Raw genomic sequence first — 2,014 nt, 5'->3', positions numbered from 1 at the left:
GGCTTCGGCGTCATCCTCATCAGTTCCGAGCTTCCCGAGGTCATGGGCATGAGCGACCGGATTGCGGTGTTCCACGAGGGCCGCATCAGGGGTGTCGTGGATGCCCGCACGACCACGCAGGAAGAGATCATGCATTATGCGTCCGGCCACGTGCCGGGGGCGCATCACTGAAGGGCGCCGGCCGGCCATGAACGACAAGCAGAAAGACCTGATCCAGAAGTTCGCCGCGCTCGGCTCGCTCGTTGCCCTCACGGCGGTGTTCTCGCTCACCTCCAGCGCGTTCTTCACGCTGAACAACGGCATGACGATCGCCCTGCAGGTGACCTCCATTGCGCTGCTCGGCATCGGCGCCACCTGCGTCATCATCACCGGCGGCATCGACCTTTCGGTCGGCTCGGTGCTGGCGCTGGCGGGCGTGGTCGCGGCACTGGCGGTCAAGAATCTCGGCCTGCCGGTGCCGGTTGCCATGGTCATCGGCATTCTGGTGGGCACCGCCTGCGGTGCCATCAACGGCCTGCTGGTGACGGAGATGAAGCTGCCGCCGTTCATCGCCACCCTCGGCATGATGATGGTTGCACGCGGTGTGGCGCTGCAGATCACCGGCGCCCGCGCGGTGTCGGGTCTGGGCGATGCCTTCGGCGAACTGGGCAACGGCGCCCTGTTCCGCGTGGTCACCATCGGCGACGACGGCTTTCCCAACGTCGTCTTCCCGGGCATCCCCTATCCGGTCATTCTGATGATCGTCATCGGGCTTGCCGCAGCCGTCATGCTGAACCGCACCGTGCTCGGCCGCCACATCTATGCCGTCGGCTCCAATGCCGAGGCGGCGCGGCTTTCCGGCGTCAACGTCAACCGCGTCACCCTCATCACCTACGTCATTTCCGGCACGCTCGCGGGCCTCACCGGCTGCGTGCTGATGTCCCGCCTCGTCACCGCCCAGCCCAACGAGGGCGTGATGTACGAGCTCGATGCCATCGCCTCGGCCGTCATCGGCGGCACGTCGCTCATCGGCGGCGTCGGCACCATCTCCGGCACGGCCATCGGCGCGTTTGTCATCGGCATCCTGCGCAACGGCCTCAACATGAACGGCGTCTCCGCCTTCACCCAGCAGATCATCATCGGCCTCGTCATTCTGGTCACCGTGTGGATCGACCGGCTGCGCAACCGCCGCTGACGGGAGACGGCCCTTCCGGCCGCTTCCCGGATCTCCGTTCCCGGAAGTTCTTCGTTCTCCGAAGTTCCCCGTTCCCCAAGAAGGAAAATAATCCTTCACCCTCAGGAGTGAAACGCATGAAGAAGTTGCTGTCCGGTCTCGTCGTGTCCGCCGTGGCGCTGTGGTCGTTCTCGGCACAGGCGGCCGATAAGGAAATCGCCGTCATCGTGAAGACGGTGAACTCGACCTTCTGGCAGAACGTGCAGAAGGGCGCCGATGCGGCCATGAAGGAGGTGGGCGAGGGCTACACGCTGACCTTCCAGGGCCCGGCCGCGGAATCCGCCATCGCCGATCAGGTGAACATGGTGGAAAATGCCGTGAACCGGAAGGTCGCCGGCATCGTGCTCGCCCCCTCCGACCCCGATGCGCTGGTGCCGGCGGTGAAGAAGGCGTGGGAAGCCCGCATTCCGGTGATCCTCATCGACAGCCAGATCGCCGACAGCGGCAAGCAATATTACCAGTCCTTCCTGGCCACCGATAACCGCAAGGCCGGCGAACTCTGCGCAGAGGCGCTGATCGAGCGCATCGGCAAGGAAGGCAAGGTCGCGGTGATGTCCTATGTGGCCGGCGCCGGATCGGAAATCGGCCGTGTCGGCGGCTTCACCGACTATCTCAAGGCCCATTCCAACCTGCAGATCGTCGGCCCGTTCTATTCGCAGTCGCAGATGGCGACCGCGCTGAACCAGACCACCGACGTGCTCACCTCCAACCCGGACCTGAAGGGCATCTTCGGCGCCAACGAGCCGACCGCCATCGGCATGGGCCGCGCGCTGGTGCAGTCCGGCAAGGCGGGCAAGGTCG

Annotated in this window: 2 protein-coding genes and 1 pseudogene; all 3 read left to right on the top strand. The window is 65.2% G+C overall.

The genetic code is table 11. The features are described 5' to 3' along the window. Positions 1-171 (top strand): annotated as a pseudogene (locus tag V7067_RS17625) (D-xylose ABC transporter ATP-binding protein); the annotation flags it as partial. 16 nt (positions 172-187) lie between these two features. After that, positions 188-1,174, top strand: a complete 987-nt coding sequence (locus V7067_RS17620; protein WP_334177186.1) for an ABC transporter permease — start codon at positions 188-190, stop codon at positions 1,172-1,174. Between the two features lie 116 nt (positions 1,175-1,290). After that, a partial coding sequence (locus V7067_RS17615) for an ABC transporter substrate-binding protein (protein WP_334177185.1) occupies positions 1,291-2,014 on the top strand: 724 nt, incomplete at its 3' end.

It is taken from the genome of Pseudoxanthobacter sp., from assembly GCF_036822375.1.
Lineage (GTDB): Bacteria > Pseudomonadota > Alphaproteobacteria > Rhizobiales > Segnochrobactraceae > Pseudoxanthobacter.
The sequence above is the reverse complement of the archived record's forward strand: the minus strand, read 5'-3'. Positions and strand labels throughout refer to the sequence as shown.